At 34.5% G+C, this 25,712-nt stretch carries 20 protein-coding genes; 14 read left to right on the forward strand and 6 right to left on the reverse strand.

Going from position 1 to position 25,712, the window contains the following annotated elements; translation table 11 throughout:
• Nucleotides 1–208: 208 nt before the first annotated feature.
• Nucleotides 209–4,018: a lamin tail domain-containing metallophosphoesterase family protein gene (locus FDO66_RS01420; protein ID WP_141430613.1), complete on the reverse strand. Its 3,810-nt coding sequence runs from the start codon at nucleotides 4,016–4,018 to the stop codon at nucleotides 209–211.
• Between the two features lie 505 nt (nucleotides 4,019–4,523).
• On the opposite strand from FDO66_RS01420, the gene FDO66_RS01425 reads away from it, so the two are divergent.
• The 9 genes from FDO66_RS01425 to FDO66_RS01460 all read left to right on the forward strand — a co-directional run bounded on the left by FDO66_RS01425 (nucleotide 4,524) and on the right by FDO66_RS01460 (nucleotide 13,354).
• Nucleotides 4,524–5,483, forward strand: a complete 960-nt coding sequence (locus FDO66_RS01425; protein ID WP_141430614.1) for an aldolase catalytic domain-containing protein — start codon at nucleotides 4,524–4,526, stop codon at nucleotides 5,481–5,483.
• Between the two features lie 186 nt (nucleotides 5,484–5,669).
• Entirely contained in the window at nucleotides 5,670–5,903 is a 234-nt protein-coding gene (locus tag FDO66_RS01430; protein ID WP_141430615.1) for a hypothetical protein, read from the forward strand.
• Nucleotides 5,904–6,393: 490 nt separating this feature from the next.
• Entirely contained in the window at nucleotides 6,394–7,872 is a 1,479-nt protein-coding gene (locus FDO66_RS01435; protein WP_141430616.1) for an Lsa family ABC-F type ribosomal protection protein, read from the forward strand.
• A gap of 372 nt (nucleotides 7,873–8,244) precedes the next feature.
• Nucleotides 8,245–8,439 carry a hypothetical protein gene (locus FDO66_RS20665; RefSeq protein WP_181444399.1) on the forward strand — a complete coding sequence of 65 codons (195 nt, stop codon included), beginning with the start codon at nucleotides 8,245–8,247 and terminating at the stop codon, nucleotides 8,437–8,439.
• On the forward strand, nucleotides 8,417–10,510 hold the full coding sequence (locus FDO66_RS01440) for a sensor histidine kinase (RefSeq protein WP_181444400.1): 2,094 nt from the start codon (nucleotides 8,417–8,419) through the stop codon (nucleotides 10,508–10,510). Before FDO66_RS20665 ends, FDO66_RS01440 begins: the two co-directional genes overlap by 23 nt.
• A complete protein-coding gene (locus FDO66_RS01445; RefSeq protein ID WP_141430618.1) occupies nucleotides 10,503–11,171 on the forward strand; it encodes a response regulator transcription factor in 669 nt (222 codons plus the stop codon). Before FDO66_RS01440 ends, FDO66_RS01445 begins: the two co-directional genes overlap by 8 nt.
• Before the next feature lie 114 nt (nucleotides 11,172–11,285).
• On the forward strand, nucleotides 11,286–11,840 hold the full coding sequence (locus tag FDO66_RS01450) for a hypothetical protein (protein ID WP_141430619.1): 555 nt from the start codon (nucleotides 11,286–11,288) through the stop codon (nucleotides 11,838–11,840).
• 292 nt (nucleotides 11,841–12,132) lie between these two features.
• Nucleotides 12,133–12,570, forward strand: coding sequence for a hypothetical protein (locus FDO66_RS01455; protein ID WP_141430620.1), 438 nt, complete (start codon nucleotides 12,133–12,135; stop codon nucleotides 12,568–12,570).
• A gap of 259 nt (nucleotides 12,571–12,829) precedes the next feature.
• Nucleotides 12,830–13,354, forward strand: a complete 525-nt coding sequence (locus FDO66_RS01460; protein WP_141430621.1) for a DinB family protein — start codon at nucleotides 12,830–12,832, stop codon at nucleotides 13,352–13,354.
• Nucleotides 13,355–13,593: 239 nt separating this feature from the next.
• Here the strand turns inward: FDO66_RS01460 and FDO66_RS01465 are convergent, their stop codons facing one another.
• Together FDO66_RS01465 and FDO66_RS01470 are read right to left on the reverse strand one after the other, a co-directional pair.
• Nucleotides 13,594–14,883, reverse strand: coding sequence for a hypothetical protein (locus FDO66_RS01465; RefSeq protein ID WP_181444401.1), 1,290 nt, complete (start codon nucleotides 14,881–14,883; stop codon nucleotides 13,594–13,596).
• Between the two features lie 160 nt (nucleotides 14,884–15,043).
• Nucleotides 15,044–16,942, reverse strand: a complete 1,899-nt coding sequence (locus FDO66_RS01470) for an HAD family hydrolase (protein ID WP_141430623.1) — start codon at nucleotides 16,940–16,942, stop codon at nucleotides 15,044–15,046.
• 262 nt (nucleotides 16,943–17,204) lie between these two features.
• On the opposite strand from FDO66_RS01470, the gene FDO66_RS01475 reads away from it, so the two are divergent.
• On the forward strand, nucleotides 17,205–17,972 hold the full coding sequence (locus tag FDO66_RS01475; protein WP_141430624.1) for a glycosyltransferase: 768 nt from the start codon (nucleotides 17,205–17,207) through the stop codon (nucleotides 17,970–17,972).
• Between the two features lie 231 nt (nucleotides 17,973–18,203).
• Here FDO66_RS01475 and FDO66_RS01480 read toward each other — a convergent pair whose 3' ends face one another.
• Nucleotides 18,204–18,593 carry a tautomerase family protein gene (locus tag FDO66_RS01480; RefSeq protein ID WP_141430625.1) on the reverse strand — a complete coding sequence of 130 codons (390 nt, stop codon included), beginning with the start codon at nucleotides 18,591–18,593 and terminating at the stop codon, nucleotides 18,204–18,206.
• 307 nt (nucleotides 18,594–18,900) lie between these two features.
• Between FDO66_RS01480 and FDO66_RS01485 the strand changes: the two genes are divergently transcribed.
• Complete coding sequence (locus FDO66_RS01485; RefSeq protein ID WP_141430626.1) at nucleotides 18,901–19,242, forward strand: zinc ribbon domain-containing protein YjdM; 342 nt, start codon at nucleotides 18,901–18,903, stop codon at nucleotides 19,240–19,242.
• 424 nt (nucleotides 19,243–19,666) lie between these two features.
• Nucleotides 19,667–20,578: an AEC family transporter gene (locus tag FDO66_RS01490; RefSeq protein ID WP_141430627.1), complete on the forward strand. Its 912-nt coding sequence runs from the start codon at nucleotides 19,667–19,669 to the stop codon at nucleotides 20,576–20,578.
• A gap of 207 nt (nucleotides 20,579–20,785) precedes the next feature.
• On the opposite strand, the gene FDO66_RS01495 is transcribed toward FDO66_RS01490, so the two are convergent.
• Nucleotides 20,786–21,289 (reverse strand): GNAT family N-acetyltransferase, encoded by a 504-nt coding sequence (locus FDO66_RS01495; RefSeq protein ID WP_141430628.1) that lies wholly within the window; start codon nucleotides 21,287–21,289, stop codon nucleotides 20,786–20,788.
• Nucleotides 21,290–21,589: 300 nt separating this feature from the next.
• On the opposite strand from FDO66_RS01495, the gene FDO66_RS01500 reads away from it, so the two are divergent.
• Complete coding sequence (locus FDO66_RS01500; RefSeq protein WP_181444402.1) at nucleotides 21,590–22,600, forward strand: LacI family DNA-binding transcriptional regulator; 1,011 nt, start codon at nucleotides 21,590–21,592, stop codon at nucleotides 22,598–22,600.
• A gap of 228 nt (nucleotides 22,601–22,828) precedes the next feature.
• On the opposite strand, the gene FDO66_RS01505 is transcribed toward FDO66_RS01500, so the two are convergent.
• Nucleotides 22,829–24,007, reverse strand: a complete 1,179-nt coding sequence (locus FDO66_RS01505) for an MFS transporter (protein ID WP_141430630.1) — start codon at nucleotides 24,005–24,007, stop codon at nucleotides 22,829–22,831.
• 281 nt (nucleotides 24,008–24,288) lie between these two features.
• On the opposite strand from FDO66_RS01505, the gene FDO66_RS01510 reads away from it, so the two are divergent.
• Complete coding sequence (locus FDO66_RS01510; RefSeq protein ID WP_141430631.1) at nucleotides 24,289–25,119, forward strand: helix-turn-helix transcriptional regulator; 831 nt, start codon at nucleotides 24,289–24,291, stop codon at nucleotides 25,117–25,119.
• Nucleotides 25,120–25,712: the final 593 nt, after the last annotated feature.

Consider the following 25,712-nt stretch of genomic DNA (forward strand, 5'->3'; position numbering starts at 1 on the left):
ATGCTTACAAAGGTGGGAGCATATATAGCTTCTTATTGAAACTTCAAAATTATTTTCAACCTAAACAATCTTGAGATTTGCTTTATATTTGTAAACTGAACAAAAAAACACCTTTTAGAAATCGATAACCCATAAATGAAGGTTAATCTTTTTCTAAAAGGTTTTTTGTAATTAAATGAGTAATATCCAATTCTGTACTGTTTCTCCTCTATAAATTCCTGTGATTGCCCCTCGAGACTGGTTTATCAGGTTTTCCTTTTGTAAATGTAAAAATATTTGAAACAGTTTTTCCAGTAAAATCATCTGTTGCAACTGCGTACCAGGAATAGGAATTGTTTTCGGTTAGCCCTTTCCATTTTACTTCTGTAATCATTCCGCTCTTCACATTTTCTTTCCCGCCTATTTCTGTATTTGTATAGACGTTTACTTCGAAGGAATCGGTAGATACTCTCTTTTCCATAGGCTGCATATTTAAGTCCATTATGAATTCATCTTTGCCAGGATATACATCCATATTAAAATAATTGTAATCATTCAGATATGGGGAGTACGTATTGACTATGATTCGATTGTTATCCTGATCGATGTGAAGCAGGCGCATGTACCCTTGCCCACCCTCTGGTCCAGCCTGATAATCGGCAAGCAATTGATATACTTTGCGATCAGGTATACCATCAAGATTATCATCAATTTCATCTATAATCGTCTGACTTTCATGATAATGTCCCGAAAGAACAGCAATGACATTTGGATTTTTCAATACAACTTCTTTATATATCATTTCACCGTTCGGGTGTCTTGTACCACTGGCCATCAAGTATTCATGGAAACATAAAATAGCTTTTTTATCAGGATGCTCAGCAAGAACACGATTCATCCACGCAATCCCTTCAGCATCCACTCCCCAGCCCAAATACATCATAAGATAATCGTTCCCATGTGCAGAAATTAAATCATAATGACCACGGTTATTTTTGTAAGTTTCTCCGTAATAAGATTTGCCTGAGAAGCGGTCTGCACCAAAGTATTTATAAAACTGTGTATAGTCACTCGTCTTATGATCTACATCATGGTTTCCAGCTAGTACACCGTATGGAACATTCGCATTTTCTAACGTTTTCATAAATTGATCTGCATTTTTCCACTGATCTTCTATGAACGATTCTTCAACCAAATCGCCTGTATGGAAAACATACTTGATCTTCAATACATCCTTATTTTGCGCGATCCATTTGGTTTGTGCATCATAAATATATGGATAGGACTTCGAGTAGTACTGAGTATCAGACATCCAAACAAATGTGTAAGCATAGTCATTTGCGGATGCTGGAATTTCATCTTGAATAAGTACGTTTATTTTATGATCTTTCATGTACTCCGAAACATTTACGTTACCTTTTAATGTAAAATCTCTTGTTCCAGCAATTTTATGCGTTATGACTTTCCATTTGTTTTCGAAATGACTCCATGCATACATTGTTACTTTTCTTCCTTTTAGCGATTTTCCTTTCCATACCAGCTCAACAACATCTTTCTCATTTACCGAACGATCTAGTATTACATCAAAGCGATGATAAGGGAACTTGTCAAAGGATTTAGTTGTTAAATACTTTCCATCTCGGGCTGAAATCAGAGAAAGTTCTGCATTAGTCAATGGCTGCTCTCCTTCCGGAACAGCTATTTGGGGCGGTTCTACAATAGCTGTGTTTTCATAAGATGTTATGCTATTCGTATTCTTCGGTTTATATTGAAATGCTTGATAAAAAGTAACATCCATGTCATCATTTGTTGGATCTGAAACTTTTACCAGAATTTTCGGAGTTCCATTTATCTTACCTGTTGATGTTACGGACACTGGTTTATTAGGGTTTTCATCGACGACAGTAAATGGAAACTTCTCTTCTTTTGTATTTCCTGCTTTGTCAACAGCTTTGATAAGTAATAAATGATTCCCCGGATTCAGCTGTGATGATGAAGTATAGTATGGAGTTGCAATCTTGCTTCCATCAAGGGTTACTTCAATTGTATCTACCCCTGAAATCGCATCAGTAATGACAGGGTCAATCACGAATTCACCTTTGTATTGTTTATTTTTATTGATGGAAGGGTCAATAGTAGGAGCTGTGTTATCCACAATAACGGGAATTTTCACTTCTTCATTTGAATCTTTAACCGTAATCGTATGCTTCCCATCAGTCACAGTCATTGTATTCCAACTGTATGCTTTTGAAGCCGCATCCTCTTCTGAAATAATAAAGTGAAAATCTTTATATGGATTACTGTCTTTCATGGCGATTATTTTTGTTGGGCTGCTGAATGAAGAATCCTTAATAATTGTGCCATCTCCTAACACTAACCGAACATTTCGCAAAAGGTAATCATCCCGATTTTCCACTGAATCTAAATCAAATGAGGTTGCTTTATTGCCAGAGCGAATTGTAAACATATTATCCCCAATTTTCAAACGGTCAGGTTGGATTGGAACTGTGATTGTTTGCCATTCTAAAATCCATTCGTCAAAAATTTTTAGTACTTCATTCCCCATCGTCACCCCATTTTGAAAAAACATATCTACGCTGCTTACTTCAAATGCGAGATAAGATGTGTTTTCAAATGTTTTATATGTTTTTGTGGCAACCCTCTGATCATCAATCAGCAGTTCGATCATGTCAGCAGACTCATCATTAGAGGTTCCTGTAATGACTGCTTTTCCAGCTAGAATTTGGTTATCTATTACATTTACACGAAGACTTTCCATATTTCGGACGTTTGTAACCTTTACCTTGTATGTGTTGCTTTTTGTTTCATTTTGTCCGTCAGACACGACAAAGAAATATTCAATATAATCTTTCCCAATAATTTCGGGTGAGTAAACCGTATAATGGTAAAACATAGTGTTGTAGTCCTGCTGTAAAATCTCACTTTTGTAGTCGCTTGTATCATTGACCTTATAGAAGACTCTAACTGTTTTTACCGCTTTGTCGTCTTGAGCATCTACAGTTAGTTTAAAATCCTCTGCTTCCTTCACTTCTGTTTGTGTGGTTAGATTTTCAAGGGTAGGCTTTCTAAGATCTTCTTCCATATGCACCGACTGGGTGGGGACTTGATAAGCATCTACCTTTCCAGGAGTTCCATTTTCCACTCCGGCACTAACTTTTGATGAAATCGTTGATCCGTTTTGGGAAATTTGGAATAGGATGCCTTTGTTTCGTTGTGTGTCATCTACACCTTCTTGATCATTATAGTAAGATACGGAAATTTCTTTTTTTGTATTATCGGCCACAACAAGTCCATGCATACCAGTATTCGCCATGCTAGCGTTGTAAACCCGGACAATATTTTGTTTTTCCACTAAACTGGTTCCATAGTTTTTATTAAAGTCTGCAACTGTTTTCTCTACGTTCTTATCGTTGATGATCCAGAAAACTAGCGTATCCTTCGACTTAATAAACAAATCGTCTGGAACGGAAGGCCAAATAACGTCTGTTGTAGACTGAGCTCCATTTCGATACATAAGCTTATAATCTTTAAAATTAATACTTTTATCGGTATTGTTATAGACTTCGATAAACTCGTAGCCATCAACACCCCCAGTATTGGTGCTGTCAGGTACGATTTCAGTTACAAGAAAAATAGGTAACTTTGAAAAATCAACATTCGGATTTGATTTGGTTACTGTATGCTCTGATGTTTTCGTTGTATTTGTCCCGTTAGATGCATCAATGTAATCTAGTGGTAAAACTGAGGTAATCGTAGCTTGAGCGGCGTCCATGCTACCGAGAGTAGTGTCTGCCAAGGTTCGCAGCTTATTTATCGCTGTCCATGACTGAGGATAAATAATTTGAGGTGTTAATGAAAAATCTAGATAATCTTCAACTACTTTACTTTTAAGTTTATCATCTACATCAGCTTTGGGAGACGCTTCTCCCATTTTCGGAAACAATGTCCCGAAGTTCAAGAGCACCAATGAAGTCGTTGCAATACAAGCTAGAAGCTGTTTTCTCCTTATTCTTATCATGCTGTCCTCCTAGTTGAATGTTCATGTTGTTCAAATTAATTTTATTAAATCTGTTTTTAGGAACTAATAATTTATTGTAAAATTTTTCTGAATTTTAAAAGTGGAACTTTCATGAGCAAGGTTCTTGGAGCATGTTAAATATGAATGAGACTCAATTAATACTATTGCTCATTATCAAAAATGTAAGCTTATCCACATACAGAGGAAACCTACAACTTGAAAGTAGAATATTTGAGCTTTTCGGAAAGACCATTTCGAGCTATAGAAGTTATGAAAATTTTTAATGCTGCAGGATGGTGGGAAGAAGTAAAATATTCGACTAAATAAATCCAGAATAAGAAAAAACATATTGGAAAATTAGTATATCCGTTTTAATTTTAGAGAATAGATTGACACTTTCAGAAGAACCGTGTTATAAACACAATAGTAAAACTCAGCACATAAAAGTATAAATTTTTAAAAATACTATTGATAAAAGCGGAAAAACAGGGGGAAAAGTACTATCATGGAACATCGTAATAAAATTATAGATTGTACCATTCGTGATGGAGGTTTAGTTAATAATTGGGATTTTAGCGTCGAATTTGTTCAAGACTTGTATAATGGCCTAAGTGCAGCAGGGGTTGAATACATGGAGATTGGCTATAAAAATTCCGCTAAGCTTCTTAATGCAACTGAGCCAAATCCATGGAGATTTCTTGATGATCATTTCCTGAAAGAAATTATTCCTGAGAAAAAGTTCACAAAGCTGTCAGCTTTAGTTGATATTGGACGTGTAGACCCAAATGACATTCTACCACGCGAGGAAAGTGCTTTAGATATGATTCGAGTGGCGTGCTATATTCGCGAAGTAGATAAAGGTTTAGAGCTAGTCCAAATGTTCCATGATTTGGGTTATGAGACTGCACTGAACATTATGGCATTATCTAGTGTGCCTGAAAATCAGCTTATTGAAGCATTTGAAATGGTGAAGGAAAGTCCTGTAGATGTTGTATATATAGTTGACTCTTTTGGAAGCTTAGATCCTGCGGATATTGAGCATCAAGTGAAAAAGTTCCAAGCAATGCTCCCTAACAAACAGCTTGGGATCCATACACATAACAACATGCAGTTAGCATTTGCCAATACGATAACTGCGTTACGAAATGGGGTTACATTTCTTGATTCGTCTGTTTATGGCATGGGTCGTGCGGCTGGTAACTGTAACACAGAGTTACTCGTTAGCTACATTCAAAAACCGAGCTATGAGATGAAGCCAGTTCTTGGCGTAATTGAAAAGCACATGCTAGAAATGCGTCAAAAGTGGGAGTGGGGCTACATCATTCCTTATATGATTTCTGGTGTCCTTAATGAACATCCACGTGTCGCGATGGCTTACCGTGATAGCGCCGATCGTGACAAATTCGTAGATTTTTATGACAAGGTAACATCACCAGAAGTCACGCTGGCTCCAGCATCAAAATAGTTTAGATTCCAAAGAATACCTCTACGGGATAAATATATAGCTAATATTTATACTAAAACTTAATAATTTTGAACTAAAACAGCCTCTTTCAGAAGAAGGAGGCTGTTTTCTATTCCATCACTATATAAAATATATAGCGGAACAGCAACAATCAATAATAAACTTATACAGGCTGATGGACTATTATTGGACTATATAGATGCTAACCATAACAGTTTCTCGAACCCAAAGGATTTCTTTGAGTCTTTTGCTGATGTAATTTATTCAGGAACTATTAATGAGGAAGGTTATGACCCAAGTGGTCTTTATTGGTTGCCAAAACGTACTAATACTGCAAATCCTTTATTGTTTGCTTTAAGTGAATTTTCTGATTGGCTTCATAAGGAATATGGAGCATATCAAAAGAGCAACAAGCAGTAATTTGAGGTGAAGATGATGCTGATATTGTATTCTATAAAAAAAATTGTTAATATAAAAATACAATTATGAGAGGACTGATGGATGGACAATGAATAACTAATCTATATTTTTATTTGAAATGAATAACTTCAAACTACAAAATATAGGGTTAGTCTATCCATTTTTATAAATCAGTTTACACTTTAATTGTCATGATTCCAATGACAAAAAAGAACTTATTTAATATAAGTGAAAGACTAATCCTTCCAATTACAAATTGGGAGGATTTTTTATTCTCTCATAGATAAGATTGATGTTTTTTTAATCTTTAACTTTAATCCAATAAATAAAGGAGGGAGAGAAATGAGCAATTCAGACACTATTGTTACGCATGTAATACTCCGTATAAGTCGTAATTTCCATCAAACTTATACGGAGAAATTGAGAGTAGATGGATGTGCCGACTTTGTATAAAAAGTAAAAAGTATTGATATACAAAGGAGGAATTATCATGTCAATGATACAAGTTCAAGACTTAACCTTTTCTTATCCAGGTAGCTTTGACAATATTTTTGAAGGTGTGAACTTTCAAATAGATACGGATTGGAAACTTGGATTTATCGGTAGAAATGGACGAGGTAAAACAACATTCTTTAATTTATTATTAGGAAATTATGAGTATAGTGGGAAAATCATTTCTTCGGTAGAATTTAATTATTTCCCTTATCCAGTTTCGGATAAAAACAAGTATACTCATGAAATCATTGAAGAAATTTGCCCTCAAGCAGAGGATTGGGAATTTCTTCGTGAAATATCCTATCTAAATGTTGAAGTCGAGGTCATGTACCGACCATTTAAAACATTATCAAATGGAGAACAAACAAAGGTGTTGCTTGCTGCACTTTTTTTGAATGAGGGTCAATTTCTATTAATTGATGAGCCAACCAATCATCTAGACACTGATGCACGAAAGATGGTCTCTGATTATCTAAGGAAGAAAAAAGGGTTTATTTTAATTTCACATGACAGAATCTTTTTAGATGGATGCGTTGACCATATCTTATCTATAAATAGAGCAAATATTGAAGTTCAAAGTGGTAACTATTCTTCTTGGAAGTTAAATTTTGATAGACAGCAGGAACACGAAGAGGCAACAAATCAGCATCTACAAAAAGACATAGGGAGATTAAAACAGTCTTCAAAGCGTTCAACAGGTTGGTCTAATCAAGTGGAAGCTTCCAAAAATGGGACAACGAATTCGGGTTCTAAGTTGGACAAGGGTTTTGTAGGACATAAAGCGGCAAAGATGATGAAGAGAGCAAAGAACCTTGAATCAAGGCAACAAAAAGCTATTGAGGAAAAGTCAAAACTACTAAAAAATGTGGAAAAAAACGAGTCATTAAAAATAGAACCATTGGAATTTCAGTCAAATGAATTGATTGTTTTGGCTGATGTGTCTGTTAAGTACGATGGCCAAATAGTGAATAAGCCAATTAGCTTTAAAGTTGAACAAGGTGACCGAATTGTACTTGATGGAAAGAATGGAAGCGGAAAAAGTAGTATCCTAAAACTAATTCTAGGAAATCCGATACAACATACAGGCTCAATGAATTTAGGTTCAGGCCTCATCATTTCCTATGTCCAACAAGATACTTCTCATTTAAAGGGACTGTTATCGGACTTTATTGAAGAGCATGAGATTGATGAAACGTTATTTAAATCCATCCTACGTAAGATGGATTTTGACCGAATTCAATTTGAGAAAGATATATCTCATTATTCTGGTGGACAAAAGAAAAAGCTGCTTATAGCCAAAAGTTTATGTGAAAAAGCACATTTATATATTTGGGATGAACCGTTAAATTTTATTGATATTTATTCGCGCATGCAGATTGAAGATCTTATTCAAAGATTTAATCCCACAATGGTTATTGTTGAGCATGATCAGGCATTTCAACAAAAAGTTGCAACAAAAACTATATCTATGTAGTTTAATATGAAGAATTGAAGATACAATCAGTAAATTAGGTTATTAAACTATAGGGTGCCGCTTTAGTTCAACAAGGTTGTTACTAGAAATTTATCCCGTCTGTTTATGAAAAAAACTATTTAATCCGAGTTAGCAGGTATCTAATTCCGTGAAATTAATAATTTTTGTACAAGAAAGAACATTGATATTATAAGGGTCCATTCCGGAAAATAATGAAAAATTACAAAAAGGCAAGGTTTATTACTTTAAACCTTGCCTTTTAGATTTAGTATATGTTTTGGTATTTATACTATAACAACTATCCAGTAATATCATGACCTAATATTAGTTTAGTATATATTTACTATATATTTAATCTCAAGAGGTATTTTTTTGTATTATTTTCTTTTACGAATAAAGAATCTCATTCGTACTGCCAATAAGATTCCTGCTCCATTTGATATGCAGCATTTTCTATTAAAAGAAAATGTTGTCATGTGGGAAGTATCAATTTATGATCAGAGTAGTGGTTATCTGAGAGGAGTTGAGACTGATACCTCGTTCCATGTGGTTGTCAAAATTCACTGAGCATTCCCGTTTATTGTTCACCTCCATCTTTATTATAATTTGGGTCTTTTTTGCACTTTCGTCCCTTACGATGCTCGCGGTAAGTCAATGGGAAGGGTATACCCTTCATCAAATTGATTGTGGAAATGAAGTAAAGATATGTGAAAATCTTTTCCAACTGACAACTAATCAGGTAAATGACCTTAAAGCCTTGGGATTAAAACCATCCTTTTATAGTGGTGTTTTAAGTGGATTATTAGGGTCACAGTTTTTGTCCTTCTTTCTGGTAAGTGTTCTGTTGTTTTTCTATGGACGAAAGGATTGGATTTGTTATTTTGCTTCTATTTTGCTTCTGTGTGCTGGGGTCGATTATAGTGTAGATGAATTTACAATCCCTATGTATCCTGCTCTGGTTCCACTTTTCCATTTCGAACAAATGATTTTTGGATTTACCTTCTTTTTTTTCTTTTTATATCCAGATGAGAAATTTTTTCCTCGCTGGATGATGTATCCCGCCATTTTAATTTTTGCCTTAATTCTGTTTCATTATTTGTTCCCAGGTAGTCTATTAGATTCTTTTTCATGGCCGGTATGGGCAAGAGGATGGCATTATGTAATATTTAATTCTCTCTTGATTTATTCTCAAACTCAACGTTATCGAACCTATTTTTCTGCTGAGCAAAAAAGAAGAACCCTCTGGTTTATGATCAGTATTATTTGTTTTGTTGTGGGGGCTATTTTAGCGGTATTTTTACATCATGCGCTGCTAAAGCTTTTTTACTTGGGTCTTATGTATATAGGCATCATGTTTCTGCCTTTTACCATCGGGCTTTCTCTTATGGAGCAACGAATGAATAACCATTCACAGGTGTTTAATCGTTCCATTGTTTTTTCCTTTTTAAGTATTTTTGTGGTCATTGCTTTTGCCATCATTACTGGAACACTAGGAGTGGTTTTTCAAAGTAATAGCAATGTCATGATTTCCTTAATTACAACAGCTCTGATTGCGATTGTCTTTCACCCAATACGAGAGAAAATTCAGCTGGCGGTGAATAAATTAATCTATGGAGAAAAAGAGGAACCGTACACTGTTCTATCTAGTTTAGTTCAGAGATTAGAAGCGGTTATGTCCAACCAATCTGTTTTACCAGAAATTATGGAATCGGTGGCAAAGGTGCTTAAACTTTCCTATGCAGCTGTCCAGTACGAACGAAATAAAGGTACTCCCATTATTCTAGCCTCATATGGATTAGAGCCCAATGCTATTTCAGAAATCCCGCTGACCATACAAGGGAATTGGATTGCTACATTACGACTAGGGTCTGCTCATCTTGAAAATTCCTTGCCTCCATCGAAACGTTTTTTACTGAATGATTTAGTTCGTCAAGTTGCCATTGCCGTACAAACAGCTTTGACAGCGGATGAGCTGCAGCTTTCAAGGGAACGATTGGTTACAACCAGAGAGGAAGAGAGGAGGCGGCTTCGAAGAGATCTTCATGACGGACTTGGGGCGAGTCTGGCAAGCATGTCACTACAACTGGATGCCGCGATCTATCTCATGGAAAGAGATCTTAATCGATCACAGCAAATTTTAACTCAAATTCAGTCTCACCTTGATCAATCCATTTCTGATATTCGAACACTTGTTTATGCTCTCAGACCGCCTGCATTGGATGAATTTGGTTTAATGTTTGCATTGCAGCAGCTGATTCAACATTTTAGCGGGGCAAAGATGGTCATTACCATAAACGGACCAGAACGGCTTCCTGACCTTCATGCAGCAACAGAAGCTGCAGCTTACCGCATCGTTCAGGAAGCCCTCAATAACGCTGTCCGCCATTCCAAAGGAACTGAATGCAAGGTAGATGTTGTACTAGAAGATCAAAACTTGTTCATTCAGATTATAGATAACGGAACTGGAATCCCTATTACTAAAACGTCCGGAATCGGCTTAAGATCAATGAGAGAACGGGCAGAAGAATTAGGAGGAAAGTGTAATTTTCATGTCCCATTACACGGTGGAATGGCTATTTCTATTATCCTTCCTATAGGAAATAAAACTACATTCGTTAAGGAGCAGGAACATGAGTAAAATCAACATATTAATCGCTGAGGATCATCCTATTTACCGGGACGGCTTATCCAATGTACTGAGTTTTGTTGAGGAGTTTGATGTAATCGGTCAGGCCGAATCAGGAGAAGAAGCATTAGTATTAGTGGAGCAGCTAAAGCCTGACGTAGTTCTAATGGATATAAACTTACCGGGGATTAACGGCATCGAAGCAACCCGGGAAATTAGTCAGAATTACCCGAGTGTGAAGGTTTTAATATTAACCATGTTTGATGATGATAAATCTGTTTTTTCTGCGATGAAAGCTGGGGCACGCGGCTATCTATTAAAAGGAGCAAAACAAAAAGAAATTATGCGAGCGATTTATGCGATTGCTGATGGCGAGGCCATTTTTAGTCCAATGATAGCCAACCGGATGATGTCTTATTTTCAGAGTATTCATGCCAATCCAGCAGACAAAGCGTTCCCAGAATTAACGATTAGGGAAAAAGAGATTCTTGACTATATGGCCAAGGGATTTGAAGTGAATAAAATCGCAAAGCAATTAGGAATTAGTCCTAAGACAGCAAGAAATCATATTTCCAACATCCTCAATAAGCTTCAAGTAACGGATAAAGCAGAAGCCATTCTTTTGGCCAGGGAAGCAGGATTAGGAGAGAAAGAGTATCCTTATCTGGGATGAAAAAGTTCCCGCCCGGTCTGGGATGATTGCTCATGACGGTGGGTTCTATTGCCTGATACCCTATAAATGTAAGTTAGATAACAGCAGAAGCTTAAAATAACGGAGGGGTTTAGTATGGCAATAGAAAAATTTATTCGTACAATGGGCTTTATCGCATTAATAGGAGGAATCATCCGAATTGGCATGACACCATCCTCTTTAATCTGGGGGGGTGACAGTGATCCTGAATTGCTTTGTGCGTTTATAGCTAATATTTTTTACACAGTTGGAACTTTTGGAATCTTTCTTGCACTAATTGATAAAATTGGAAAGTTTGGCTATTTTACTTTCCTTGTCGTTACACTCTCTCATATCCTTGTTACCTGTACCGTGTGGTCAACAATGTTAGGAACATCGCCTTGGGAATGGGGAATCATTAAGTCTCTTGAAATAGGTTCAGGTTTGTTAGGCATGATCTTATTCCCGATCGTCATTCTAAGAGCAAAGGTCTTCCCAGCATGGCCTTCTATCATTCTGCTTATAATGCTTCCAGTTGGTTTTGTTCCATTCATGGGGTCGTGGGTCGCAACCTTATGGGGTGTAGGTTATGCTGCTCTAGGATTTTTTACTTGGAAAGGGAAGACAGCAAGTAAAACCATTGCAAAATCAGATGTAAAATTCAGCAGTTGAGAAATAATAAAAGGCCTGACAGTAAATATGGCTGTCAAAAATAACATTCCAGAACCGCAGGTTTTATGAAGCAATTCAGATGACCTTCGGTTTTTTTATGCTCGAAAAAGAGACAGCAAAGCCAGAAAGTATGACCCAATATAAAAGAGTTTAATCAAATCTTGTAATCACCTTTTTTATTGAAAAATTATCCATTTTAAATGTTATAATATTAAGAAAATAAAACTCAATATTTGATTACTATTCATTTATGTATATGTTCGGATAAAAATAGAAAAAGGAGATGATATTAGTGGAAGTAAGGTTACTCCGCCATTTTTTAGCTACTATTGCGTATCGTGCAAACAAAGTTATCCATGAAGTACCATTAGAGTATCCAGATTTGAGAATTGGTGAAGGGGTAAGGTCGCCTAAAGAAATCCTTAGTCATATTTCTTTTGTTTTAACTTGTGCTCATTCTGTGTTTCACCATTATGACGAACTGAAAGAATTTGAAGTAGGTTCTTGGGAACTCGAGGTAAAGAGGTTCTATGAAATCATTGGTATTTTAGATAATGCTTTGTCCCATGGATTGCCTCAACGTGATAAAATTGCAGAAAAGTTGTTACAGGGTCCTTTGTCGGATGCTATGACCCATGTAGGTCAACTTTCAATGTTAAGAAGAATGGCGAATTCTCCGATTCAAGGAGAGAATTTTTTCAACGCCAACATTATTATCAATATAGATTAATCTTTTAAGGTTTAAAATAAAGATGTACTGAGACCCATTTGCATATCTATAATTTGCTTTTCAGCTATGTTAATCATAATATTCGATAAAGATTTTTGTGGATTGATTAAATTCTTTTTACACTGTGCAATTTCATTATTATGTACGAATGTATTAGCTTACAACAGCAATTTTAGATAAACAAAAGAAGAAACATGTTATGATCGAAGGAGATTATTAAAAGAGACCATCGAGATTCATTACAGAAAGGAATACTTATATGAATTTTAATATGAAAGAAGCAATTGAGGTTCTAGAGCGTACACCACAAACATTGGAGTATTTTTTATCTGGTTTATCTGATGGATGGCTGCAGTGCAATGAAGGAGAAGGAACCTGGAATGTAGCGGAAGTGATTGAGCACCTTATTGAGGGAGAGAAAAATAATTGGATACCGAGGTTAGAATTTATTCTTCAAGAAGGTGAAAGTAAACCATTTCCCCCATTTGATCGCTATTCTCATTTAAATGAAGAGTCTGAAAGATCAATTGAACAAAAGCTGTTTGAATTTAAAACGAATAGAATACAAAATTTAAACAAACTTAAGGATCTTATCGAACCCGAATTGCATCTTGAATTGGCGGGATCTCACCCTGCATTTGGCGTCGTGAAGTTGAGAGAATTGCTTTCTACGTGGGTTGTTCATGATTTAACGCACATTTCTCAAATCGTTCGTGTAATGGCCGAGAGATATAGGACGGACGTTGGACCTTGGAAAGAATATTTAGGTATATTGAAAAAGTGACATGAAAAATAAGGTCAGAACACGCATGCATTATATGGGTTTTGATCTTTTTTTATTGATGCTGTATTATGATCGTGATTAATTCCTACTAAGCAAAGTTTAGGAATTCGTCATTTATTAAGAGATGATTAGTGCGATTTTATTTAAGTATAGTTTCTTTGGAACATTGAAGTTATCAGGGGAGATACTGAGTGTAATCGGATTTTTTGTTGTATATATCTCACCCCCGTTCAAATCACTTATGTCATCTTCAAATTCAACTTTTCTCTCAGTTCCAATTCCAATTTAATATAATGCTCCAATCTCTTTTCTGTTGCTTCTAATATTCCTTCTAATACTTTAATTCTTAACTGCTCTTCTGACATAGCTTCAACTTTAATCCTTTCTTTTGAGCTTCTCAGCGTTTTTTCAAACGTTAGATCGTTAATCATATTTCTTGTATCCTTTCTTTTTGAAAATATGAAAAATGTATTTGAGTATTTCTCCGTTTCATCGATTGTGCTGCTATGAAGAATTTCAATTGGCATAATACTCTCAAATACTTCTTTGTTCGGGTAATTATAAAACAGATATCTCTTATTAGAATTTAAAAAGATTATAATTGACTCTTCATCTAAGGATGTTAAAAAATTATAAATCTCATTAGATTCAGTGAAAGTATCACAGCTAATATCATCAATGATAACAATACTTTTTTTAGGAATTTGACTTAAATGATTAACGCTATTAATGCTTTTTCCAAATTGATTTCCTGAAAAGTTTTCCAGTAGTAGTTTATCTGAGTTCAGTTCATAAATTTCGTAATCTTCAAATAGCTCGCTAATTACTTTCACAGCGCAATAATATTTATGTGTAATAGTAAAATATCTTTCAAAATCAGTTGAAAATGTTATGCAATTTTCGAAATAACCCATTAAGTGATTATTAATACTTGTGGACGTTATTGTCATTACTGTTTGTGGTTTTTTGGCAAAAGCGAAAGGAATTAATTCAGATGGAAAATTCTTTTTTATGACGGTTGCCTTTGGAAATAATGCATCATAGAACATGAGATCATCAGGATGTGGATATATCACCAATCTGGTTTCAGGTACTAAATAATCAACAACTAGTTGATATATTTTTTTGTGTTCTTCGAAAGTCAAATTAGAAAAATGTTGTGTTAATAAGATTGTTGAATTTTCATTAATTTGAATTTTTTGATCGATACCAAATAAAACAAGAACCTTTTCAATAAAACCACTATCTAATTTCCGTTCTGCAATGTCATGTCTAATTAATCTACTGGCTTCTTTTAAGAAAGTGAAATTAATCTTATTTTCTACCAAATAAATTTCAAAATGACTATTTGAGCTTCCTGCAATTATATCTGAAAATTCTTGGAGATTTATCTTATTGTCAATGAGGTATTTTCCAATTCCTTCGTTAGTGTTAATATCGTTACTGTAGAATTCATCGGTATTAAAAACAAAGATTTTATCAAAAAAGAGACCTTCCATTTGCTTAAACTGTAGAAATTTTTCTTTCATAAAATTGGACAATAGAATGTAACAAACCTGTTCTTTATGAAAAAGCTCTTTATAAATGATACAGTACAACAACTGAGAAGTTGTAACTGCATGGTACAAAATCATAACGTTCACTCCGAATCTAATTGTAAATAAGCAAACATTTACTTAATTTGTCGTTTTACAGCTTAGCTTCATCCATTATTTCATTCAATGTTTCGAAAGTTTGATTTTCAGTATCTGCAATTACACCTCTGGAAAAACGTAAATCACCAAAATATTCCCTTATAAATCGAAGATCTTTTATAATCATTCTAAATGGCATATAGGCATCGTAACCAGAGATATTAAATAGATATTCATAATTTGCAAACATCTTCTTATATAACTTAACAAAATCAAAAATACCGTTATGAATTTGTTCAAAAATTTTATAGTTCTCAGCTTCTGGTACATCAAATAATAATTTAAATCCTTCTTCCGTTTTCTTAAAGCCTGAGAATGAAGGATAACAAGCTTGGGTAAATAACTCAAAATATACATTATTATGTTTAGTATTTGAGTGCGTATCGTATAAATTTCGGTTATACATTCTAGAAAAAATATAAACTGCTATTTCTTTTTTCATAATTTGGCTTAGATTACCTGTGTGGTTCGAGTGTCTACAAGCAGCGACTAAGCTGTGAACTTCACAATTCAATTTCCATTTTTGTTCAATCAAATATTTTATCCCTGCTCCTCCAGAGCCAACCCAGCCAACATCAACGACAGCAACTTTTTTACTTCCTTGAATGATATTCATAAAATACTCTTTAACAATTGAATTAGATTCAGATAGTTTTTTTACAACCGTTTCCCAATTTGCTATAAAAAAGAATTGGATTAATTTTACATTTCCATTATGAATCAAATCATCTTCTTTTAGTTCATATTGAGTCAATAAATCTACCAATTCACCTAAATCTAAAGATTCTAATAACCCTTTTATTGTTATTTCCAATACATTTTTTGCTTTTTTTCGTACCATACGATTCAAAAAATCATAACGATTTTTTTCTATTGTATATTTCATATTGGCAATTCGTGACCAGTAAACATATTCATTGTTTATATCAGTGAAAAGAAAATTAAATACTTTTCGAATAATATCCCCATCTCTTGAAAGAAACAAAACTTTATCAATATTATTCTGTTTAGCATAATCATATATCCATTTACAGTAGCCTAATACATACAAACCACCATAAATAAAACCATATTCATAATGAGGCGTATATTGTTTGCTGCCATTATGCAAATGAGTATTTACGATCCCGCTATAAGTGGAACCAATTAGTTCGGATAACCCGTCTGCGCGGTATTGATTTCCTGTCTCATGAACATTATTGTAATATCTAGTTGCTATACCTAGTTCTTGAGCGCTTTTTATATCTGACTCATCATTTTCCCCTACGTGAACCATATTTACATCCTTGCCTAACTTTTGCAGCGCTATTTTGAATAATTGTTTGTCTCGTTTACTACCATTGTTTTCACTTGAAACAAAAACGTCAAAAAAACCATTATAACCTGAGTTCTCCAGCAATTGTACAATCATTGCCCTTGTTAAATACATATCTGAAATAGCAATTATTTTCTTATTTTGCGACTTAAGAATATCAAAAACATCTTTCATAAATGGATTAGCAAAACAAAACTCTAGTTCTGTTTGTAGCTCTAACTGTACTCCATATTGTTTATCAATTCCTGTTTTTAACTCAACAAGTTCATATATATCATATAATGTTACTTCTCTATGCCCTTTTATTACTTCTGCCTGATCACGAGCTTCCTTTTCTGCTTTCATTCGTATTGACATGAAATTCACACAGTCAAGTTTTTCCCCTAATATCATGAATAGATGATGAGGTTGAGCAAACGGCCTTAATAATAAAGTGTCAAAAACATCAAATGAAATGACATCATATTCTAATATATTTCTAGCAAAATCAAGGGCCGTAGAACGGTTTAATACTTTCGACTCCGATCCATCTAAATATGGCAACTTTAGCAATTCTGTTGAATTTAAAGAGTCATGCATTGTTAGAGATATTCCTCCTATCCAGCTAAATCACTATTTATGATATTCACTTTTCCAATTGAGGTGAGGGGAAGGGGAATATAGTAAATGTTAAATTTTAATTAACTTTGCCCAGACATCCTCTTCTTCAAGTGTGTGAAGGGTACGACGGGCTTCAAAACCGGTGTGATCTTTAGCACATAAAGATTCCAATATTTCACTTGAAACATATGTTCTCTATCGATATGATAGTGGTATCAATTTCTTAAAGGGATGAAGACGGATGATATTGAATGAAAGGTACCACTTTTCAAAAGATAAGCTTAAAGAAAATATTAAGTTTTCAATTATTATACCTGCCCATAATGAAGAAAAATATCTTGAAAAATGTCTGGATTCGATTGCAGCAGCATCAAAATTATTTGAAAATCAGGTTGAAGTCATCGTTGTGCTAAATCGTTGTACGGACAGAACAGAGGAAATTGCAAAATCATACAACTGTATAACTTTAAAGAATACAGATAAAAACCTATCTAAGATTAGGAATGCTGGCGTTGAGATAGCACGAGGGGAAATAATCGTTACAATAGACGCTGATAATCTGATGACAGAGAAAATGTTGTCCGATGTTGAAAAGTACTTAACAACAGGGAAGTACATTGGAGGTGGAGTTACTGGGAAATTTGAAAGAATATCTTTAGGAATAATCGTGTCTGTTCTATTACTAATAGTCCCATTACTCTTTAAGTATGGCGCGATATCTGTAGGGATCTTTTGGTGCTACAAAAAAGATTTTAAGTCAATCAAGGGTTTTAATGAAAATATGCTTATGGCCGAAGATGCTGATTTTGCTAAACGTTTAAAAGAGTGGGGAAAGAAAAACAGAAAAAAATACGGTACGATTAAAAACGGAATGATAACTTCATGCAGAAGATTTGATAAATATGGAGACTGGGCTTTACTAAAACGTCCACAAATGATTTTAGCCTATCTTAAAGGCACTGACCAGAAATATGCGAATGAAGCATATTATGAAAATCAACAAAGATAACTATCATAATTTGGAATTTATTAACTTCTTCTTATAGATCAATTTGATTGAGAAATTAATTAAAGTATATCTTGTACACGCTGTTCAATTCACATGTAGAGCCTCCTGAATATCAAAAATGATTGAACATTCTCATACTCGTTTCCAATCGTCGTTCTCCTGATCAGAAAGTAAAGAAACCACTTTTCTAAACAATAAAGCAGCCGGTATAGGCTGCTTTAACTGCTTAATTTACACGTTTACCTTATAATTTAATTCAAGCTCATCGCCCGATACACCTCGAATTCCCCAGTTATGTTTTGGGGTTTCAAAAATGGTAATCTCGACGTCATGAGGTAGAATATCAAATTCAGTATGAATTCTCTCAAATAATAATTGGAGTAATTTTTTCTTTGATTCTACTGAGCGACCTTCAAACATGCTAATTTCAATAATCGTATACTTCTCTGAACGATCAATCTTATAAATGAAATTTTCCTCGTCTAAAGGGAAGAAGCGATGGACCCGTTTATCAACTGGGTATTGTAAAGCATCAACTACACAGGAATGAATGACATCTGAAAGTCTTTCTTTGATTGGGTTTAATATTCCTTTTAAACCATAAACTTTAATTTGGGCCATTTCTCAGCTCACCTTTTCTTCTATACTTAATATTCCTCATGATCATTATAAAAAAATAGGAATTGGAAAACAATCCCTCAAATGGAATGGAACGTTCCAATTAAGAAAATGGTATTAACAATTAAGTCAGCACTTCGCTGCTAAACCAATGGTTATCACATATGTAAATAAGGGTTTGAGTAAGGGTTGTCAATATAATGAGACTATGACAGTATATAAGAATATTAGGAATCGCTTATTTTTTGTAAAATGAAATTTAAAATAATTCCTATGTATAGAATTTAATAACGAATGGAGAAATGAAATAATGTCTGTTTTGCCAAATTGCCCAAAATGTAACTCAGAATACACTTACGAGGATGGAAGTCTTTTAGTTTGCCCAGAATGTGCTCATGAGTGGACTTTAGAATTAGATAAGGAAAATAGTGAAGATAAAAAGGTTATTAAAGATGCAAATGGAAATGTTTTAAACGATGGTGATTCAGTTACAGTCATCAAGGACCTTAAAGTAAAAGGAAGTTCATCAGTTTTAAAAATTGGTACGAAAGTAAAAAGTATACGTTTGGTTGATGGTGATCATGATATTGAGTGTAAAATTGATGGCTTCGGAGCTATGAAATTAAAATCTGAATTTGTTAAAAAGGTATAAATACGGTAATTCATAATTGACAGCTATGAATCGCTTGAAAGTAAGGGCTTACATGAGGTGGGTTGCTTTGATGTGAAAATAATTCACATTGTGTTAAAGGGAAGCATTGGTTTAATCAAAACAGCGGCAGCCTAGGACTTTATTTTCAAGTTCCTAGCTGCCGCGGTGTCTTTTTACTGAAACTTATTCTTCACAAGCAGAGTGTCTTTCTATTCAAAAACCGCATCAATTCAAAGCGTCCAACTACAAAACCTATTTACTAATTTCCCCAGATAATTTATAGTATGATTAATCATATTTCGACAAATCTAGGAGATATATTCTTACTAGGAATGGCCTTAGCTGCTCCTAGTCCCGACTTTTTCCTAATGACTCAAATTCTCTAGTACTAATTTCATACTTCCATAGTTAAGGAGAAAAACATTTGACTAGCTTTAATTATCAATTTTTATATTCCCTTATTATTATTACGTTAGGATACATACTAAAACGATCTAACATTTTAAAAGAGCAGGATGGAGCTACTTTAGCGAGATTGATCTTTAACTTAACACTCCCTTGTTTGATCATTACCAGCTTTAATAATATTAAAATCGAAGTTTCCCTCGTTTTATTGATTATCATTTCTTTTGTATATGGAATTTTTTCCGGCATACTAGGTCTAATTATTTTTAAAAAGGAAAGTAGGAAGATTAAAGGGATGCTGGGTATGATGGTTCCCGGCTTTAATATTGGTCTTTTTGCTTATCCGCTTGTCGAAGGAATTTGGGGAAAAGAAGGACTGAAATACTTTGGTATGTTTGATATGGGGAATGCCCTGATAGTCTTTGGATTAACATATTTGATTGCCAGCTTCTATTCTAATGAACAGGCAACGTTTAATGTAAAAGATGTTATGCTCAAAATGTCAAGATCGATTCCGTTGCTTACCTATATCATCGTATGTATTGTGAGTTTAGCAGGTCTTAAGCTTCCTGCTATTGTTCTTGATATTTCAGAAATCATCTCGAAAGCGAATATGCCGTTATCCTTGTTATTACTAGGAATCTATCTTAACTTTACGTTTGATAAAAGCTACTTGCAAAGGATTGGAAAATACTTAGCGCTTCGATATGTAGTTGGTTTAGGCATTGGGCTGCTATTGTTTTATTTTTTACCATTTGAAAATATGTTTAAATATACTATTTTAATTGGTCTCATTCTGCCTATGTCCGTTGCCACTCTTGCCTATTCTGTTCAGTTTGGTTATGATGAAAAATTTGTCGGGACGGTATCCAACGTAACAATTTTGATCAGTTTTGTTTTATTGTGGGGGATTGGGAACATTTTATTGTGACACTACAATTAATTAATATGAGAGTGTTCTTATTTTAGTGTTATTTGTAAAAAATTCCGCGCAGTACCTATACCCACTAACAATTAAGATAGACAAGGTCTAAATTTCTTTTAGATATCGAACCACCTTAAATGCAAATGTTAAGGTGGTTTTTACCTTTTATCAAATTATTCCTAATAAAATAAGTGAAACCGTAATTCTATCGTCTTAAAAATAAGATGGAATCAGATTGATTGGTAGTTTTGAGATTTCATAATAAGTAGTATCATTACAAGAAATCATACAAATTGATTTAGGGTACCGTTGTTGATTTTTCGGCAACTCCCTAAAGTTAAATTGGTGGTAATAATGAGGGCTTATGTCACTATATAGAATAAAGCTTGCATTTTCTTCTTGTTTCTCGAACATAGAAATACATTCCTTTATCATCTCTTTACCGTATCCCATTTTCTGATAATCCCGATTTATGACGATGGAGCCGAGTCCATGGAGAGGATGTTTTTGATTAAATAGTTGTATCTCTAAAGATAAAACAATCATCGAACCAATAATTTTGTTGTTTTGATCTACATACACATATCGCGTGCCAAAATCTTCTTCCTTTTGATTATCTTTTACATACTGTTCAAATGTTCTTCCTTTTGCCCATTCTATGTATCCCATTTGATAGATATATTCAATTTCATCTGCTGTTGCTTCTCGAAAAAACACAGGATGCCTCCTTTCCTTCGGATTTTATTATAGCATTTTTTATTAGATGAAAGTCCATTGCTGTAAACTAGAAGATTATTTAGCATGAACAGCCCTTTTTAATTAGAGCTGGTATCATCTCAAAAATAAAAGATGAAAGGGAAATAATCTAGATACATGTTAAGTTAAGCATAATTCCACGTTTAACATGCGAAAAATGTAGAAAATTTTCTAGAAATTTTTCTTGGTTTTTTCAGAAGTTTATTTTAAAATGAACACATGATTGTTAACGCTTTCAAAAAAAACGATGGAGGTGAGGAGGTGAAAGTAACATTAAAAGATATTGCAGAAAAGACGAATGTGTCCATTTCTACAGTATCAAGAGTGCTGAATAATCAGCCAACATCTGTAGATCAACTCAAAATTAATGATATATTAACACTTGCACAAGATTTAGGATATAAAAAAACCAGAAACATTCCGCAAAAAGACGAGAAAATTTCTGGAATGAAATTTGGTTGTGTTCTTTATAACATGAAAAGAAAATACTATGATCCTTACTTCTCAGAAATCATCTATGGAATTGAACGGGAGCTTCTTGATCATGGACATATATTAAGCGTTACATATGATACAAACGAACTCCTTCAATCCAATTTTGCTCTAGAGGAAGAAAATTTAGCACTAATATGTGTTGGAACCATGGACGCAGAAATTTTAGATAGATTATCAGGTTTAGCTCCTGTCATTTCTGCGGGAGGTCTCCAAAGTGGTCATATAGATTGTGTAACAGTTGATTTCTTTCAAGCCTCTTATCATGCAGTAACGACATTAATTAAAAAGGGTCATAAGGATATTGCTTTTATTGGTTCCTCTATAGCCGACTCTAACATTCCTTTAGAACAAGAAGGCAGATTCTTAGGGTATCAAGAAGCATTAAAAAAATCCGGTATTTCGCTTGTTCCTGAATGGGTTCAAGACGGGAATTTTGATATAACAGAAGGCTGTACGGCAATGTCTCGCATTCTTCAACATCATAAGAGACCAACAGCTGTCTTTATTGCGAGCGATAGAATGGCATATGGAGCTTATCGAGCCATTCAAGAAGCTGGTCTCACAATTCCAGATGATATCGCGATAATTGCCTTTGATAATCTAGAAATGTCTTCTTTTATGACGCCACCTTTAACAACTGTACATGTTCATAAAGAAGAGATGGGGAGACTTGCTGTTAGAATGCTCCTCCAAAAAATTCAATATCATACTAGTCTTCCATTAATGACATTTGTTCCTACAGAATTAATTGTCCGCAATAGCTATGGATCATTATAGAGTGATGCTGCTATCAGTTATGGCTTTATTCGTACTAATGGGGAGTTGAATAAATCGGGTTTTACGTGCAGTTATCAATCTATTTTTCTAGTTAATTAGCTAGTTGAAGTAGTAGCCTTCTGCATGTTAAAGCCCGATATCAATCTTTTTTAACATTCCAAAAACGCATTATCCGTAATAAACGATCTGAAAATTTATATAATCCTTATATGACAACTCTTTTTTAATTTACTTTATTAAAGCTTGGTCGACGAAATATGCTTTATATTTAAATGAACAACCAACAAGAAACATTACGATAATTGTTGCTATCACATTTAATATAATGAGCGAATTAAATAAGCCAAAAAACGAGCTTACCACGCCTACCCCAATAATTGGAATGATAAATCCTGAGTAGGAGGCGGAATAATAGGTTGATATGACTCCTGCTCGATCAATAGGTTCTGGTGTGCTGCCAGCCAATTGGAGACTTGCTTGAAATGCCCATCCACCACCGATTGCTTGAATGAATATTCCCGTCCATAGTAATCCAAGATTTATTGTTTCCCCGGAAATGATCATAAACCATGAACCCATTAACAGAAAAAGGATCCCAATTCGTACCCGAGTAACAGGGCTGTAAGGCCATGAAGTTCGTTGGGCTAATCCTCCTCCACCGAGAAGAAGCAATATTAACAACCCTGAAATGGAAAGATTAGAGGTATGTAAAATATTTTTAGTAAAAGAAGGAATTAATGATAAAACAATGCCATTAAGGGAGAAAACAATAAATCCAGACAAGGCGATAAAAGACCAGAAAACTGAACGCATATTCATTGGTACACTGATTTTGAGTTTCATCGAAATCGTATTTTTGTTTTGGCTTTGAATGTCAGATATCGACCACAGAGCAATTACAGCACTTAATAACAAAATTGTAAGCAGTATATATGGCAATCGAATCGGCTGGAAATGAGCGTACTGAATGAGTAAACCGCTTATCGCTGGTCCTAGTCCAAATCCAATCATTATAGCCATACTGGATAAAGTTAATGCTTTGATAACTTTTTCTTTCGGACTTTGTTTTAACAAGAAGGCTGTAGCGTTACCCATAAAAGCACCGAATGCGATCCCTTCAAATATTCTAGCTAGGTAAAGTAGCCATGGTTGATTGCTTACAATGAAGACGATAGCTGACAAAATAGAAATAGCAATACTCGTCAGTAATACATTTTTTAGTCCTCGTACGTTTCCTATTGGTCCCGCAATTAATAATGTTGGCAAAAGAAATGCAGCATAAACGGCAAATAATAATGTGATCTCCAAATCGCTCATATTAAATTGTTCTTGATATAAGGGGAATAAGGGCGAAGAAAACGTAGTTCCAACAGCCATTATAAGAATGACCCACAGCATTCTTTTCATTTGGACAACCTCCTGTATGTTAATTTTTTCAAATGAAACAAAGGTAGTGTTCTAGATTTATAACGCTTTTAACCCATGGTAGAGTGGCTAGATGGATTCAAAGTACTATTCTTTATAATCATGCCTCCTTTCTACGACTATACAAATTGAATCATCATTTGAAGAACTTTTATAATGTATAATGAAAACAAAAGAGTAGCTAGAGAAGAACTTATCAGGGGATTGATACTCCTACCTTTTCAATTCTTCCTGGCAATTTTTTATACATAATGGAGGTTTTAATGAAGGAGATTGATTTGACACGTAATAAGCAGTTAGGAGAATTTTTAAAAATAAGACGATCTCGGCTCCATCCTGAAAAGGTTGGATTGCCTTATGGCAGCAGAAGACGTACTGCAGGTCTGAGGCGTGAAGAAGTAGCGCAATTAGTAGGGGTTAGTGTGGATTGGTACACCTGGTTGGAACAAGGCAGAGACATAAATGTATCATCACAGGTTTTAGAGGAATTAGGAAGGGTGCTGCAATTGACTGCCAGTGAGAGAAGGCATTTGTTTCTTCTGGCCAGACAGAGTATACCACTTGACTGCATTGAGGATCAGAATCAGGTAAGTTCAGCGTTACAGCAATTTCTTGACTTTCAGGATCCCAATCCTGCTTATGTGACAAATCTGAGATGGGATATTGTTGCCTGGAATCGGGGCGCATGCAAGGTTTTTGGAGATTATAACAAGATGTCGGAGTTGGAACGGAATTCTGTTTGGCGCACTTTCACTTCATTTTATATGAAGGGGATGCTGGACAATTGGGAAGAACACGGCAAAAGACGGCTAGCACAGTTTCGTGCATCTTACGGAAGGTATATTGATGATCCATGGTGGTCGGAAATGATCGATAAACTATTGAAGGAGAGCAAGGAATTTAGGGAATGGTGGCCTAGGCATGATGTTTTAGATACACCGGAAGGAAGAAAGCTTCTCTACCATCCTAAAATAGGAGAATTGATTCTTGGTCACCTTTCTTTCCAGGTCAGTGACTCACCGGATTTATTGGTCACTATTCATATGCCAGAAACGCAGGAAACGTTGGAGAAGCTAAAGAAATTGCTGGATTGAATATTTTTTTACAGAAAGTTGAAAAAAGTGAAACCAAATCCAATTATTTCGTAGATAAAAGTAGGATGCCCTTGGAACTATTTTTGAAATCAAGAGGTATTTTTCAGGATTATAATTTTGAGCAACTATCTATTGATGTAATCAACATAACAGATTCAAAAGAAGTTTTATAAAAAAGAATTTTATAAAAATCTAAGAAAGGGGAGATACACACGAATGAAAAACCATATTGAAAGTGGTAATGCAACGTCTGTTGATATTGTCATTAAGTCAGGGGAAAAAAGCAGGAAATTATGTAATATGGTCTGAGATAAATGGACTTAGTACACGATCGTTCTTGCAGGTGTTGGAAATTTAAAGCTTTAATATTATAGATTTTCTCTAATTGTAAGTGACTTTTCATTAAGGAAGGTTGCTTTTTTTCATTTTTCCCCTCTGTGTTCCATCGCCTTTCTCCTTTCACACCTCATTTTGGACTTAGGGAGTATAGCGACTTCATTTCAAAACGTTAATTATTTTATATCTTTTAGAAATAAATTAAAAGTAGAATAAAGTAGTTATATCTAATTTTTAGGAATTCACAGAAGATTCTG

It is taken from the genome of Bacillus sp. 03113, assembly GCF_006546985.1.
Taxonomy (GTDB): domain Bacteria; phylum Bacillota; class Bacilli; order Bacillales; family Cytobacillaceae; genus VATK01.